This window comes from Actinopolymorpha sp. B11F2 (assembly GCF_040195635.1).
In the GTDB taxonomy this organism is placed as follows: Bacteria; Actinomycetota; Actinomycetes; order Propionibacteriales; family Actinopolymorphaceae; genus Thermasporomyces.
On record NZ_JBEFTX010000005.1, the window covers coordinates 197,227 to 211,891 of the forward strand.

At 65.5% G+C, this 14,665-nt stretch carries 13 protein-coding genes; 7 read left to right on the forward strand and 6 right to left on the reverse strand.

Features of this window, described 5'->3' with window-relative positions; genetic code table 11:
* Nucleotides 1-38: 38 nt before the first annotated feature.
* Nucleotides 39-2,162 carry an ABC transporter substrate-binding protein gene (locus tag ABN034_RS11685; RefSeq protein WP_349691017.1) on the forward strand — a complete coding sequence of 708 codons (2,124 nt, stop codon included), beginning with the start codon at nucleotides 39-41 and terminating at the stop codon, nucleotides 2,160-2,162.
* A gap of 128 nt (nucleotides 2,163-2,290) precedes the next feature.
* On the opposite strand, the gene ABN034_RS11690 is transcribed toward ABN034_RS11685, so the two are convergent.
* The gene (locus ABN034_RS11690) at nucleotides 2,291-3,238 is read right to left on the reverse strand and encodes a dienelactone hydrolase family protein (RefSeq protein ID WP_349691018.1); all 948 of its coding nucleotides are present in this window, start codon (nucleotides 3,236-3,238) and stop codon (nucleotides 2,291-2,293) included.
* 1,928 nt (nucleotides 3,239-5,166) lie between these two features.
* Here ABN034_RS11690 and ABN034_RS11695 point away from each other — a divergent pair.
* On the forward strand, nucleotides 5,167-5,337 hold the full coding sequence (locus ABN034_RS11695) for a hypothetical protein (protein ID WP_349691019.1): 171 nt from the start codon (nucleotides 5,167-5,169) through the stop codon (nucleotides 5,335-5,337).
* Nucleotides 5,338-5,376: 39 nt separating this feature from the next.
* Here the strand turns inward: ABN034_RS11695 and ABN034_RS11700 are convergent, their stop codons facing one another.
* Together ABN034_RS11700 and ABN034_RS11705 are read right to left on the reverse strand one after the other, a co-directional pair.
* Nucleotides 5,377-5,739 (reverse strand): MarR family transcriptional regulator, encoded by a 363-nt coding sequence (locus tag ABN034_RS11700; RefSeq protein WP_502879012.1) that lies wholly within the window; start codon nucleotides 5,737-5,739, stop codon nucleotides 5,377-5,379.
* Nucleotides 5,740-5,775: 36 nt separating this feature from the next.
* Nucleotides 5,776-6,486, reverse strand: coding sequence for a sulfotransferase family protein (locus ABN034_RS11705; protein ID WP_349691021.1), 711 nt, complete (start codon nucleotides 6,484-6,486; stop codon nucleotides 5,776-5,778).
* A 757-nt stretch (nucleotides 6,487-7,243) separates the two neighbouring features.
* On the opposite strand from ABN034_RS11705, the gene ABN034_RS11710 reads away from it, so the two are divergent.
* Complete coding sequence (locus tag ABN034_RS11710) at nucleotides 7,244-7,438, forward strand: hypothetical protein (protein ID WP_349691022.1); 195 nt, start codon at nucleotides 7,244-7,246, stop codon at nucleotides 7,436-7,438.
* Here ABN034_RS11710 and ABN034_RS11715 read toward each other — a convergent pair.
* The gene (locus ABN034_RS11715) at nucleotides 7,415-7,633 is read right to left on the reverse strand and encodes a VOC family protein (RefSeq protein ID WP_349691023.1); all 219 of its coding nucleotides are present in this window, start codon (nucleotides 7,631-7,633) and stop codon (nucleotides 7,415-7,417) included. The two genes, ABN034_RS11710 and ABN034_RS11715, sit on opposite strands and share 24 nt — an antisense overlap.
* Nucleotides 7,634-8,017: 384 nt before the next feature.
* Here ABN034_RS11715 and ABN034_RS11720 point away from each other — a divergent pair, with 384 nt between their 5' ends.
* Nucleotides 8,018-8,431: a VOC family protein gene (locus ABN034_RS11720; RefSeq protein WP_349691024.1), complete on the forward strand. Its 414-nt coding sequence runs from the start codon at nucleotides 8,018-8,020 to the stop codon at nucleotides 8,429-8,431.
* Nucleotides 8,432-8,607: 176 nt separating this feature from the next.
* Here ABN034_RS11720 and ABN034_RS11725 read toward each other — a convergent pair whose 3' ends face one another.
* Nucleotides 8,608-9,102 (reverse strand): nuclear transport factor 2 family protein, encoded by a 495-nt coding sequence (locus ABN034_RS11725; RefSeq protein WP_349691025.1) that lies wholly within the window; start codon nucleotides 9,100-9,102, stop codon nucleotides 8,608-8,610.
* Between the two features lie 150 nt (nucleotides 9,103-9,252).
* Between ABN034_RS11725 and sigJ the strand changes: the two genes are divergently transcribed.
* Nucleotides 9,253-10,191, forward strand: coding sequence for an RNA polymerase sigma factor SigJ (sigJ, locus tag ABN034_RS11730; RefSeq protein ID WP_349691026.1), 939 nt, complete (start codon nucleotides 9,253-9,255; stop codon nucleotides 10,189-10,191).
* 28 nt (nucleotides 10,192-10,219) lie between these two features.
* Here sigJ and ABN034_RS11735 read toward each other — a convergent pair whose 3' ends face one another.
* Nucleotides 10,220-11,770, reverse strand: coding sequence for an FAD-dependent monooxygenase (locus ABN034_RS11735; protein ID WP_349691027.1), 1,551 nt, complete (start codon nucleotides 11,768-11,770; stop codon nucleotides 10,220-10,222).
* Nucleotides 11,771-11,991: 221 nt separating this feature from the next.
* On the opposite strand from ABN034_RS11735, the gene ABN034_RS11740 reads away from it, so the two are divergent.
* Both ABN034_RS11740 and ABN034_RS11745 read left to right on the forward strand, forming a co-directional pair.
* Entirely contained in the window at nucleotides 11,992-12,411 is a 420-nt protein-coding gene (locus ABN034_RS11740; RefSeq protein WP_349691028.1) for a hypothetical protein, read from the forward strand.
* 11 nt (nucleotides 12,412-12,422) lie between these two features.
* Entirely contained in the window at nucleotides 12,423-13,997 is a 1,575-nt protein-coding gene (locus ABN034_RS11745; protein WP_349691029.1) for a multicopper oxidase family protein, read from the forward strand.
* The last annotated feature ends 668 nt before the right edge of the window (nucleotides 13,998-14,665 follow it).

The following is a 14,665-nucleotide window of genomic DNA, read 5'->3' on the forward strand; positions in this document are numbered from 1 at the left end:
ATCCATCCGCTGGCCAAACGTAGGAAAGACATGAAGCAATGAACCCGAATGTGACACTGAGCCGCCGCACCCTGCTCTACGGCTCGGCGGCTGCTGCGATGGCGCTCCCGCTCGCCGGCTGCCGCGGCGACTCCAACGGCAACTCGTCGCAGGAGCGATCCAACAACCGCCCGGACACCTCCGAACGCAAAGGCTCGGCAACCGACCCGTTGCCGCGCCCCACGTCGTTCAAGGAGGCGCCCATGCTCGCCGAACAGGTGACACAGGGCGGCCTGCCACCAGTCGAGGAACGGTTGCCGGACAACCCGTATGTCGTTCCGCACAACTGGCTGGACGTCGGGAAGTACGGCGGCAACATGCGGATGATGCTTCCCGCCACCGACGACGGGCAGATGAAGGAGTACATGTATGGTCACTCCCCGCTCAGATGGCTCAACGACGGCCTCGACATCGGGCCCGGGTTGGTGGAGAGCTGGGAGTCCAACGACGACGCGTCTGAGTGGACACTCCATTTCCGTCAGGGTCTGAAGTGGTCTGACGGTGAGCCGTGGACGACCGAGGACGTGATGTTCTGGTGGGAGGACATGGTCCTCAACGAGCAGCACTCAGAGGTGCCGCCGGACGAAGCCCGGTCGGGCAAGGGCACGCTCATGACGATGAAGACAGTGGACGACGTCACGATCGTCATGACGTTCGATGCTCCGGCCCCCCTCACCGCGGACCGCTTGGCGATGTGGGTCAACCGGGGCATCGGCCCCGGCTGGATGGAGCCGAAGCACTACCTGCAGCAGTTCCACCCGAAGTACAACCCATCCGCGCCCAAGAACTGGGCGACAGCAGACGGTGAGTTCGACCAGAAGCGGAACTGGCAGATCAACACCGAGTGCCCCACCATGACCGGATGGCGTCTGAAGACCTACCAGGAAGGCCGCCAGGTCACGTGGGAGCGCAATCCGTACTACTGGTGCGTCGACCGCGACGGCAACCAGCTTCCCTACGTCGACACCCTGACGGTGACCGCCGTGCAGGATCAGGAGGTCGCCAAGCTTCAGATCCAGCAAGGCAAGATCGACTACCTGCTGGGTCCATTCATGGGTGTCGGTCTTGGCGACATCTCTGGTCTCAAGTCGGCCCAGTCCCGCAGCCGGGTTGAACCAATCCTGTGGGACAGCGGCGACGGCACGGGCTCCGCATTCTTCTTCAACTACGACTACGTGGAGGAGAATCTGCGGGAGCTCATCCGGAACCCGAAGTTCCGGCAGGCGCTCTCCCATGCGTTCAACCGGCCAGAGGCGCAGAGGGCGATCTACTTCAACACCGGTCAGCAGACCACCGGGACGATGAGCGTGAAGGCCATCGAGTACCACATCAACGAAGAAGGCCGCCAGATCTACCAGCAGTGGCGCGACAGCTATGTCGCGTATGACCCGGAGAAGGCCAAGGCGATCCTCGACGAGATCGATGTTGTGGACAAAGATGGCGACGGTCTCCGCGAGGCACCGGACGGCAGCAAACTCGTCATCCGACTCGAGTTCGGGGCCGACCCTGCAGACGACGTTCAGCAGAAGAACAACCTGCTTGAACGTGACTGGAAGGCTATCGGCCTTGATGCTCGGCAGTACCCGATCTCCCCGGAGGCGTACTCCGAGCAGTGGAGCGCGGGCAAGCTGATGTCGAATGCTGGATGGGGTATCGGGGACGGCCCCAACTGTCTGGTGTATCCACAGTGGCTCGTGCCTATGGAGGAGAGCCGTTGGGCGCCGCTGGAAGGGCAGTACTACAACGTCCGCGGTACGCCGGAAGAAGGAGCCGAGAAGAACGTCGACCCGTTCAAGCGCACGCCGCCCCGGATGGAGCCGGAGCCGGGTGGCCCGATCGAACGGCTGTGGGAGCTGTACGACCAGAGCAAGGTCGAGGCCGATGAGATGGCGCGGCACCGGCTGGTGTGGGAGATCACCAAGATCCACATCGAAGAAGGACCGTTCGTCCAGGGCACGGTCTCCAACGCGCCTATGGTCATGCTGGCCCACGAGGAACTCAGGAACGTCCCGCGGAAGGAGAACCTCGCCCAGGGCGGTTTTGTGGCTCCCTGGATCCACCCGACGCCCGCCGTCTACGATCCCGAGACGGCGTTCTGGGACAACCCCGACCAACACTCCTGAGGGGTGCGGGGACGCTTCCGCGCTGCGCCGACGAGGCAGCGACCTCGCCGGTGCCTACACCTGGATGAAGTACTGCTCAGAGGTAGCAGCACGTCCAAGTCGTTCGGACGAAGCGTCGACGCACACCTTCAGGGCGGTCCGATGTGGGGACTTCTCTCGAGCGTTGGCAGATCAGGGCCATTCAGCCGGGCGGCCAGCCATGTGTAGCAGGCAGCCAGTACGTGCTCTGGCGGAGCGTGGCCGTTGTCGTGGTAGAGCGTCTGCAGACCGGCAACGTCGCCCCAGGCAGGCCTTGCCCGTCGGACGAGTTCCTCGTTGTGCCGACCGTCCGCGTCCCCGCCCCCGGCCACCAGGAAGGAACGCGGCGCCACCAACCGAAGGAGGTCGTCCTGGTCTCGACCCAGCGGTATGTGCGATCCGAGGTACCACTGATCCGACCAGTTCGAATGGGCGAAGCCGACACCTGCCTCGTGCGCCACCGCCACGTGTATCCGCACGTCGAGAGCGGCCAGGTGCAAGACCATCTTCGCCCCAAGCGAATGCCCGAACGCTCCCACTCGCGCCGGATCAATCCAAGGCACCGTCACCAACGCGTCGACCGCCAGCTCCATGTCGGCGACACTTCGCCCCAGACCGGTCATCGGGAGGGCGGCGTGATGGCGACGGGACAGAGGACCGTAACGCTCAGAGAGGGAGGCAGTCGGCGTAGCGGCAACCGCGACCTGCTCGAACCACCACGGCACCGCGACCACCGCGAACCCACGGGCCACGAGGTGCCGAGCGTAGGCACTGGCACGCAACCTGTCTTCCGACCACTCGGCGGTTCGGCGGGTACGTTCGCCCAACACTGTCGCCACCTCGTAGAACGGCACCACGACAGCTGGAAACGGGCCGGCGCCGTCAGGCGCGACGAGTGCCGCCTCCAACACGGTTCCGTACGACGTCAGACGCACCGCGCAGCGCCGCATACCCGAACCGCTCCGCACGGCGGCACCGACGTCGAATGTTCCCAACGGGTCCGGGACGGCGCCGAGCCAGTCCCTCCACCAGGTCCGAGTAGAGCTGACCTCAGGCACGGATATTCACCGCCGGTGCGTGGGGTCCGGCCCAACGGTGCGCCCCACCGCCGACATCGATGCTGCCTGGGCGAGCATCATCATCACCAACACGCGGCGAGAAGGCTCACGGCCGCCATTTCCTCGGGCTCACCGCCGGCGACAAGCGCGTCCAAGTGCGGCGATGGGCGCGGGCGGCGCGGCTCAGTCCACGGACGTCGGTCACGGGCCGCGACCTGGAGTCAGTCATAGGCTCAGTCCAGTTCGGAGGTGCCACCAGTCTATTCCCGCGACAATTCCACCAGTCATAACCGTCCCACTCTCATCGGTCTGCAAGGTCAGGCCGATGCAGGCGCTGACGCTGGTCGCTCATCGCAAGGCGCTCGAGGCGCTTGAGGCGCTATCACCAGTCACAGCGCCGGGCCGCCGGGTCCTGCCGCACTTCCGTTGGCCCTCGAAGGGCGAGCAGCCCATCGCCCAGCTGCCGCCACTCCCCCGCCCGGCGACGTACTCAGATGCCGCGCGCTTCATGGAATCAATCGTGGTGCGAACTGCGGTCACCCGATGCACCCTGAGTCCGCTCCGGCACGTCCGAGGACATGCAAAGTCGCAGGTAGATCGCACGGTCCACCTCGTACACGACCCTTCCAATCCGATGGTCGGAGGTTCGAATCCTCCCGGGCGCGCCAGCTCTGACCATGCGAAACGCCCCGGCGCCGAAGGGGCCAGCTGCCTAGCTGACCCCCGCAGCTGACCCGACGCCATCTCCTGGACCTCTATCAAGGCAGCCTCGGGCGCGTAACGCGTTCAGGCCGCACGCAGCACCGACCGTCGCCCCGTCGGACCGACATGGCCACGAGGCCATGGCGGCCCTCGTGAGACCCTGGCGGGGGCGGTCGTTGGAACCACCGGCAGCGGCGACGACGAAGTCAACGCGGTGGCAATCCGAGGGAAAACGTACTCGGGCGTGACCTACATCGGTCCCTACGACTACTGGGTGGGGAGGCCGGTCCGTGGCGCCAACAACAGCACGAGGGCCAGCCAAACCGCAAGGCTCCATTTCACCGAATGGGCAAGGTAGATACTCCGGGGGTACTTCCTATGAACAGGGACGAGAGTTGCGGCTCCGACAGCACAGGCCAAGCGTTGGAGGTGAGGCCGGGAGCGAAGCTGGAGCGCACATACTCTGACAAGGACTATGTTGAGGAAGCCAGGAGCTTGATCAGGCAGGCAAAGAGCCTCGGGTTCATACTCGCGGAGATACGCTGGGCACCCGATCGGACGCACATCCAAGTCGGGATCGAACCGCACGTCGACCCAGACAGGGTTCGACGGCTTGAACACCGCATTCCCTACACCATCGGTAGAGGGCACCCCGGCGTACCACTTGGCTGCCCCACGAGCTAGCAGACCGGACATCGGCGTCCCTGATGGGCGTCGGCACCTGCGACGAACCACGACTGGTCCGACTGGATGCCCGCTGCAAGATCCACCAGGCCGCGCGGGAGCCCCGTGGAGTAACCGGACCGGACTCCGGGGTTGCGCCGAGGAGAGAGATGCTTGTGCTCGACGCACATTCCCTGAGGCTCCAGCCGGCCCACCGGGGCGTCCCATGTGTACGGCTCGCCTGACCCCAGTGTGACCCCAACTGTCCCAACCTTCTACCTACGTTGAGCACGCCATCTGGGCAGCACGAAAGCGAGATCCGGCACCGCGAACGTTGCTCGCCCGGTCCTTCACATCCGTTGGTCGGAGGCTCGAATCCTCCCGGGCGCCACGCTGACAATCTTCGCCCATCGGCGGAGTGACCTGGCGAGGTCCGACTCGACATGGCAGCCCGGCCGCACCTGAGCACAGCCACCACACCCTCGCCGACCGGCAACTGACAGTCATCGCTGCTAAATCACGTGGGGTATCACACGGGCGCTGGCACACCGAGCGCCACCATCGTGAACAACCAGTGGACCTTCGGCCACAGCGGCGGCACCACGAACGGTACCTCTACCATCCTCGACTCGGAGCCCGACTCCGACCGAGTTGCCGTGACCGTCAGCAGCTACGGCATCGGCATTGCAACGCCCACCGAAACTGAGACACGGATACTCATCACCCAGCACTGAGCCGCCGTCGACTGGCCCGTACCCGTACAGCCGGTCGGGTCAGTCGAGCGGACTCTCGCCGATCGACGTCATGCGACTGGCCGCTTCGCGATCCGCTTCGCCGATCCGGTCGAGTAGGTGGTGCAGGAGGTGGCGGAGGGTCTCGAGCTCTTCAGGGCTGGTCAGGTCAGCCCACCGCTTCTCGATCGCGTCTCCCGCGTCGGCCGCTACCGGCAGTACCGCCTTGCCCCGTTCGATGATCACGATCAGTTGGGATCGGCCATCGCTGCGGTTCGCGCGGCGTTCCAGATAGCGGGCCTGCTCGAGTCGACGGACTGACTGCGCCATGTTTTGATTGCGCACGCCAGCGCGGATGGCGAGGTCACGGATCGGGATTCTCTCTGTCGAGACGAACGGGAACACTTTCGCGTCCCCGGACCCGATGTCAGCGAAGCCGGCTTACCTGCCGAAGAACGGCGACACCATCTCGCCGCCGGACATCAGACGTTCGAAGTTTTCCTGCATGGCCTGGGTATCGTTCAGTCGCGGGAAGGGTTCGCCCGCTGGCGGCTCGACATCGAGGAACTCACACAGCGGGCCCCAGCCGTCACGAACGTCGAAAACCAGCAGACGTTCGGCTGGAACGGATTCCTTCACCGTCGACACGTGCCGGTTGAACGCCTCGATGGCGGTTTGTTCGTCAACCTCGTCGACGCCGAAACGCCAGTCGCTGCCGAATAGCGAGCGACCCATCATGTCGAGCACGGGAAGCATCCCCCGCATGGAGCCGACGATTGCGGCGGCCTGCTCGGGCAGCTTGGTGAGGTCCAGCTCTTCCAGGTCACCGTTGCGGGTGGTCAGCATGCGGAAGCTGATGAACCAACGCTCGGGATCGCGCACAGTGAGGAGCACCTTCGCCTCGGGATAGGCCTCGACTTGCTCACGCCAGAAGTAGCTCGCCGGCCAGTCCAGCGTGGCCCGATATCCAGCCAGGACCCGATCCCAGTCGAGGGTCTTCCCCTCGACTGCCGGTAACCACCGGTCCACATGACCGGGGTGCGTGAACACCTCGTACATGTGGTAACAGGGATCGAACCCGAGCTTCTCGAGCGCGGCCTTCGTCGACGTGGTGCCGGTACGCGGTAGCCCGGCCCCAATCACCTTTACCATGCAGTTCCCTTCCCTAAGCAACAGATGTTTGGCAGTAGTCGAGGTGAAACACGGTTGCCGCACCTCACCTCCAGCCTGCTTCCTGCGTCATGCCGCGGCGGCCACATAAGCTCGGCCAGCCAAGGCCCGGCCGAGCTGAAAGACGCGTCCGCCGAACATCAGGACGCCCAATGGGACGTGTAGGGTCGTCACGTGCGCTAAGCCCAGCGCTATCTGCGCCAGCGTGGCGCCAAAGAACCCGACCCGCGCATACAGCACCGTGGGTCTGGGCGGGACGCCGGCTAGCCGCCACGCCAAGACGGCGGCGACCAGGTGCAACAACGCCATGGTCAAGACTCCATACGCCGAAACAGTGTGCAGTACCCTCCGCCAGGCGAGGACAACAGCAGGCCGGCTGTGATCGATGCGACGAAGACGGCCAAGGTTTGCAGGGTGATCGCGACACGCAAGAACACAAAGTTGCCCCGCCTGACCGTCGTGGGCATGGACATGGTGGTCATCCCTTCTCCATCTCGAGGCGTACGACCTGGAGTCTCGGTAGTTCGACGAAACAACCCACCGGAATGTGAGGCGACACGCTCACCTCACAATCGAGTGCGCTGTTTCGTCGAATTGGTGAGGCTGTTGCGAACAAGGGAGTTGTCGCCACGATGAGCACCCAGTCCGGGCCAGGACATGACCCGCTCGATCCGGGCCTGAGCGCGATCATGAGCGAGCGGCGTCAGCTGACCAATCTCGCCTACCGACTCCTCGCTCGTTGGCCTACGCCGAAGACGTCGTACCGGAGACCTACGCCCGCTGGTACGCCATGTCGGCGCAGCAGCGGGAAGCCATCAGCTCGGTCGGCGCCTGGCTGACCAAGGTCGCCAACCGCAATGACGTCCGGCCGCCGAGGTTCGCGATGGCCGGAGGTCGTACCTTCGTGCGGTCAGCTGTCTCTGCCTCGGCTTAGTTTCAGCTGACGAAGCTCGATCCGGTTCCCGTCAGGGTCTAGCGCCGTGACCCGGACGCCGTACGCGTAGTCCTCGGGCTCTGCCTCCACGAACTCGACGCCGCGGGACCGAAGCACTTCAAACTCCTTGCGCAAATCGTCCGACTCGAGGAAGACCGGACCCGAGGCACTCCGAACCGGCTTGCCCGGCCACACGAGGATCGGTTCATGACAGGGCCTCCTCGTACACCGCCGCGGCGACCTCCCGAGTGCTTCGCCCGCGATCGACAGTCAGTTCTGGCGAGCTGAGTCACGCGCCCCCATCGATCGCGCCCCACGCAGCTGAGGAGAGCTTCCGGACCTAACCGGCAGCCTTGAGGTCCCGGTGGTGTCGATCCCGACCAACACTCGATCAGCGACCCGCGCACCGCTATCGGATACCACCAACATCCCGTGTCCGATTACACCTTCATAGCCAATCCCGTGGTGCGTGGCGAAGCAGGTGACCAAACCGATCAGGAATGAAGAAGCGCCGGTCACCGAGCCGTGCCTAGCGTGGCTGTCATGTGCATCACCGGATATCACCAAAGGGGACAACGCATGAAAGCGCATGTGAGCTCGATCCTTCTCGGCGTCCAGGACATGGACCGGTCCAAGCGGTTCTACACGGAGGGTCTCGGCTGGGCGATTGAGCAGGACTACGGCGTCTCGGTGTTCTTCGGGTCGGACGGCCGGACGCTCGTCGGCTTCTACGGCCGCGAGGGCCTGGCCGCAGAGGTGGGCGCGAACCCCGAGGGCAGCGGATTCAGCGGGCTGGTTCTCACCTACGTAGTCCGCAGCGAGGCGCGGGTCGACGAGATCATCGCCGAGGCCGAGAAGGCCGGCGCCACGATCCTCAAGCCTGCCTCCACCAAGCAGTGGGGCGGGTACGGCGGTTCGTTTGCGGACCCGGACGGCTACATTTGGGACATCGGATACAGCGCCCAGGGAAAGAACCAGCCTTACGCGGAGTAGCCGCCGAGAAGAGCTTGTGGCGAGTGCGGGCGGAGGTTGTCCCGGACTTCGTCGAACCTGAGCTGGCGTCGCGGTAGTCGTGGTGTGGGTATCCAGCGCGGATTTGTGATCATGGACGGGCGGGCAGAGATCCTCCTGCCCGCCACATGGCGGGCAGGAGGCCGAGGGTGCGGCGGTTAGGAGGCTGCTTGTGTCGACGTCTCGTTCGCCTCGGCCGGCTTCGTCAGGTCGACATCGACACGGGGTGAGCCGGTGAGCGGAGTCGTGTCGAAGTAGCGGACTTCGAAGACGCGTTCGGTGAACTTCCATCCGTCCGGCGTGCGGCGGTAGCGGTCGTGGAACAGGCCGTGGTTGAACATTGAACGGCCTTCGTTGAGGCGCCCGAGTTCACTGACGTAGGCCCGAGCGGACGCTGTATCGCCGTCGACCTGGATCGTGCCGGGATGGGCGGTTTGGATAAAAAATTCCCATACACCGTCGAGCCGGTGGGTTCCAGCGCGGATCTGCTCCGCTCCGGACATCTCGATATTCGCAACCGGGATGCGGTACACGGCATCGTGGGTGAACAGCGACGCGACTCGGTCGTTGTCGCGCATCATCGCGGCATCGGTGAACTCGGCTTGCAGGGCGAAGATCTCGAAGCGGTCGGCGAGTGCCTGGTAGTCGCTCATCTAGTTCCTCCTGTGGTGGAGTGGCCTTGCCAGCTACGACGACCCACCGCCGCGGATTGTCAGGCGTTCCGGGCGCGGCTGACATTTCGGCCCGTCATCTTGTCGATGAGGTAAGAGCTGAGACGACGAGGGAAGGTGGCTGCGGCACCCATGGAGAACCGAAGCGAGGGGAGCGGCCCGCCCGATCCCGCGATCATGAGCGAGCGTCGGAAGCTGATCAACCTTGCGTACCGGCTTCTTGGCTCGCTGTCGGATGCCGAGGATGCGGTCCAGGAGGCGTACACCCGCTGGTACACCATGTCCGAGGAGCAGCAGGCATCCATCGAAACGCCGGGTGCGTGGTTGTCCAAGGTGACCAGCCGCATCTGCCTGGACATGCTCGGCTCGGCTCGCGCCCGTCGGGAGCGCTACGTCGGTGCGTGGATTCCCGAGCCGGTGCCCGAACCGACGGAGTGGAGTCGCCAGGGCCGGCCAAGCGATGGCACGGTGGATCCCGCGGATCGGGTCACCTTGGACGAGTCGATCAGCATGGCTTTTCTCATCGTGCTGGAAGCGATGACTCCGGCGGAGCGCGTCGCGTTCATCCTCCACGACGTGTTTCACTTCCCGTTCGCCGACATCGCCGAGATCACCGGACGGACGCCGGGGGCGTGCCGGCAGCTGGCCTTCAGCGCCCGTCGGCGCGTCGACGCTGCGCAGCCTTCTGCGACCCCCACCGTCGAGCAGGCGAGAATCGTGCGAGATTTCAAGCAGGCGTGGGAAGCCATGGACATCCAGGCTCTGGTCGGCTTGTTGGATCCGGACGCCGTTGCGGTCGGCGACGGCGGTGGTATCGCCCGTGCGGCCCTCGAACCGCTCACTGGTAGCGGACAGATCGCGCGTGCCTATGCGGAGTTCGTCCGACTGGCAACCGACGCAACAATCCTGGAGCGTACGGTCAACGGCCAGCCTGGACTGGTCGCACAGCAAGACGGCCGCACGGTCACCGTGTTCGCCTTCGATATCGTCGCCGGAAAGATCAGACACATCTGGGCCGTTCGCAATCCGGAGAAGCTCCGTTCCTGGACTGAAGGCTGGACCGAGGGCTGATGCCGGAGCTTCCTGGTGGGATTTCCCCTCAACCCTTCGGGTCGGCAGCGAATCGGGTGAGGGCGTCCCGGGCCGCCACCGGCTTCGGACCGAGATCAGCGATGTGCCCGTCCGGTCGGACGAGGACGAATCCGCCACGACGCATCCCGTAGGCAGCGCGAGCCGTGCCGTCGGGATCGGAGCCATCGTCGACGCGGACGATGACAGGGTCGGTGCCGGGCATGTTGGTGTGCGATTGGAGGTTCGAGCCGGAATGGGCGCCGGCGGGGTCGAAGATGATCAGAGTCAGGTGATCGGGTCCGATATGGTCGTGGATCGTTCCTGCGCCCACCGGCGTATCGGGGGCGCGGTCACCGGTAACCGGCGCAGCGGTGGCCGGTCGTGGCAGCCGGCGACGGGAGTAACTCACGTCGAGCTGGGAGTTCTGCCGACTGCTGCGCCGGGCGCCACCCTGGCTCCTGCTGGTCGCACTGAGCAGGAGGTCCCGCCCGGCCCGGGCGAGCGGGTTGCGCAGCGCGAAGATGCGGCGCCGGATTTCGACGTCGCGAATTGTCGCCTCAGCCGCAGGCCGTCGTTCGGTCTGATAGTCGTCCAGCAGGTCGGAAGGGGCTCCGCGGTCGACGCGGGCCAACCGCCAGGCGAGGTTGAACGCGTCCTGGATGCCGAGGTTCATCCCCTGGCCGCCGAACGGTGGGAACACGTGAGCCGCGTCGCCGGCAAGGAAGACCCGACCCTTCCGGTACTCGTCGGCAAGGCAGACCCGCGTGCGAAATATCGACGTCCAGTCGGCCCGGGAGATGCTGATCTGCGTCGGTCCCCTTGATTGCAGAATCCGTTCCAGGATGTCGGGAGTCGGTTCGGGCACGCTGCCGTGGCGCGCCCGGTCGGTGACGTCGACGAAGATGCGCCACAGATGGTCCGGGCCGGGCAGACGCATGAGCATCAGAGGGCCCTCGGGGCCGAGCCACATTGCGCTGTCCTGGATCGGTGGCGCCGGATCAAGGACCGTATCGCCGAGGTAGTACGTCTCGCCGGTGGCTACCCCGGTGAACGGAATTCCGAGTTGTTCCCGAACCCTGCTTTGGGATCCGTCCGCACCGATCAGCCACCGCGCCCTCAGCCGCCGGCCATCGGTCAGCCGAGCGGTGACCGATCGGTCATCCTGGGTCAGCTCGTCCAGCTCGCAGCCCGCGTCAACCGGGATCTGGAGCTGGTCGAGTCGTTGACGCAGAATCGCCTCCAACCCCTGCTGTGGCAGCACGTAGGTGTACGGATAGGGGCTCTCCGGGGGCATCCACGGCATCCGGACCAGCTCGTCGTCGCCGCGCATGATCGATGCTCCGGTCAACGTGTAGGCGACCCGGGCGATGCGGTCGGCGAGACCGAGGCCGGCGAGCAGCTCCATCGAGCGGGCTTGGAGACCCAGCGCGCGCGAACTCTCGTTCGGCTCGGTGCGACGTTCCACGACCCGGCAGGACACCCCGTTCGCGGCGAGAACCAGTGCGGCGACCATTCCTGTCGGTCCGGCGCCGACGACGAGCACGTCGGGCTGGTCGGTTTCCGGTCGATCGCTACCCATCGCGTCCACCTCCGCAGGAGCTGTTCATTGATCGGCTCATCTCCTTCCCGACTCGCTCAAGGGGTGATGGCACCTGGACCGGTGAGTTCGGTGTCTTACTCGTACCGACGACCCAGACCCGCGACTTGTCAGGAAAGCGCACGTTCCTACTGACACTTCGGGCCGCCATCTCGTCGAACGGTTCGAGTCACTACCGATCAACCACCTCCTCGGGAGTCACGATGGCGATCACGACTACGACCGGGGTCACGGGACGGTCCAAGCCGCGACGGCTGGCGTTGCTGGTGAATCGGATGATCGTGAGCGTTCACGCGCTGGCGATCTTCGGCCAGCCGGTGTTCGCCGGCGGCTATCTGAGCGGCGACTACGACATGCTGTGGCCGCACCGCTGGGGCGCCGACGTCGTCTTCTCCCTCGGCTTCGTCCAGCTGGTGACGGCCTTGGTGCTGTGGCTGCTCCGCGGACCGGTCTGGCTGCTCATTGCCAGCCTGCTGATCGCGGCAGGCGAAACCGGCCAGTACTTCGCCGGGCTCGCGGGCGCCCTCGATCTGCACGTCCCGCTCGGCGTCGCTCTCGTCACCGCGATTGTGCTGACAACCGTCGCCGTGTGGCGGCCGCAACGATGGCGGGTGGAAGGATGACCCGACAGAGCATGCCTCGACGGACGCTCCTGGGCTTGTCCGCCGGGGCGGGAATCGCGCTCGCCGCCGGACTGACCGGACCGCGGATACTGCACCACGGTGGGCGCGGGACCGGTGAGCTGTTGCGCAGCAGGACTCCGTTGCCGGAGCCGTTCCAGCAACCGCTGACGACCCCACGGGTGCTCCAACCCATCCGGACTACGGGCGACACCGACTACTACCGGATCGTTCAGCGGGAGTCGGCTGCCGAGATCATTCCCGGCGTCCGAACACCGATCTGGGGCTACGAGGGGACCTTTCCCGGCCCGACGATCGAGTCCCGCAAGGACCGAACCACCGTCGTTCACCACCGCAACGAACTTCCCGTCCCGACCGTGGTCCACCTGCACGGCGGGCACACCCCTGCCGACTCCGACGGCTACCCAACCGATCTCCTCACACCAGCCGCCGGCTGGGACGCCGACCATGCCGGCCACGGCGACCATGCGGGCGGCATGCACGACGACCGGGCGCGGATCGCGCACGGCGAACGTGACTACCGCTATCCGCCCCAGCAGCGCGCCGCCACGTTGTGGTACCACGATCACCGGATGGACTTCACCGGCCCGGCGGTGTACCGGGGGCTGGTCGGCTTCCACCTGATCCGCGACGACGAGGAAGATGCGCTGGACCTGCCATCGGGCGAACGTGAGCTGCCGCTGATGATCGCCGATCGTGCCTTCGACGAGCACGGCGCCTTCGCCTACCCGTCCCTCGACCCGACCCTGCGCACCACCCCGGGCGTTCAGGACGCCTATGTGGAGGGCGTGTTCGGCGACGTCATTCTGGTCAATGGCGCACCCTGGCCGGTCCACGAAGTGGCAGCAGCCAGATACCGACTGCGCGTCCTCAACGCCTCAAACGCCCGCCGCTACGACCTGACCCTGGACCCGCCGCCACCCGGCGGCGCCGGCTTCGTCCAGATCGGCAGCGACCAAGGACTCCTTGACGCACCACGTCGTCACGACCACCTGCCCATCGCACCGGCCGAACGCTACGACCTGATAGTCGACTTCAGCCGCTACCCGGTCGGCACCCGGGTCACCGTCCGCAACCGCCTCGGCGCCGGGCCGACCGCCCTAGTGATGCAGTTCGTCGTCACCCGCCGCGAATACGATCCGAGCCGCATCCCGCGGAAACTCAGCGACCTTCCGCGACTGACCCGCGAGCAGGCCACAACGGTTCGCGAGTTCAGCTTCCACAGCGGCCCGGTCCACGGACACGCAGGCTGGCTGATCGGCGGCAAGCCCTTCTCGCCGGATCACATGGCGGCGACGCCTCGGCTCGGAGATGTCGAGATCTGGCGGTTCGCCGCCGACGTGCATCACCCGGTCCATCTGCATCTCGTGGGATTCCAGGTCCTGACCCGCCATGGTCGCCCACCGGGACCGTACGATGCCGGACACAAGGACACGGTCGACCTGAGGCCGGCCGAAGCAGTCGAGGTGATCACTCGATTCCACGGCTACCGAGGCCGCTACGTCTTCCACTGCCACAACGCCGAGCACGAGGACATGGCGATGATGGCGAACTTCGAAGTGATCTGACCACCTGCGACCATCTCCAGCCGCTCACCACCCGCAGCCTGACAAACCGGGACCGCGCAGCGTCATAACCGGCGAAGAGCAAAGAACCTGACCGCCTGGCAGAAGGGCATCACGTGAACATCACACTCTGTCGGACTGACGTGCTGATGATCGGCAGTGTCATCGTTCACATCGACTGACTGCTCCGCTGTAGCGCCTGTTGCAGCCGAAAGTAGCGGGACCCTTCACTCGCACAAGAAGAAGGTTCAGATGACATCAACCCAGGAATCAACGAACAAGGAGGCGCTCCGCCGCCTCAACGCAGCTCTCAACAGCGGCGACCCGCAGGTGATCTCGACGACTATCGACGAGGCATTCCAACCCGACGTGCTCATCCGCACCCCGCTGAGGGTCGATGCCACCGGCACCGCGTCGTCGATGGCCGCGTCGCCGAAACCTGGGGAGTCGTCGACGTCGCCTCACAGATGCGCCAGCTCGGGCTCGTTCCCTCATAAGAGCCGCAGACGCCAACGGCCGGCATGGGTGTCACCCGCGTCAGTTGGCGTTCGGTCCGGACGAGAGGTACCTGCGGCGGCTTGACCATATGGCCGTCGCCTTTCAGCTGCCGGGCGCGTTGCCCGGTGCTCTATTCAGGAATGGGCGCCCAAGCGGCAAGGCCGGAGCGGCGC